The 214-nt window shown below is 47.7% G+C and carries 1 protein-coding gene; it reads right to left on the bottom strand.

From position 1 onward, the window contains the following. Positions 1–214: phosphoenolpyruvate carboxykinase (ATP) (locus CHH91_RS19745; protein ID WP_141234282.1), on the bottom strand; the 214-nt coding region annotated here is incomplete at both ends.

Raw genomic sequence — 214 nt, 5'->3', positions numbered from 1 at the left:
GAAAATGTCGCTTCAGGTTGGGTAATGCCTCGTTCAGTTCCTGCTAGTTTGCTCGTGTAGCCAGATAGGAAATGGTACATCGCTTGTTCTTTTGTCAACTTGCTGATTGGCGGCAATACGCCAAATGCATCAGCAGTCAAGAATATAATCGCTTTTGGAGGCCCGGCAACACTAGGCAGCAAAGCATTTGGAATCGCTTCAAGCGGGTATGCAG

Origin of the sequence: Virgibacillus sp. 7505 (assembly GCF_002272135.1) — a bacterium.
Lineage (GTDB): Bacteria > Bacillota > Bacilli > Bacillales > Amphibacillaceae > Terribacillus.
This window is presented reverse-complemented; position numbering and strand designations above follow the sequence as displayed.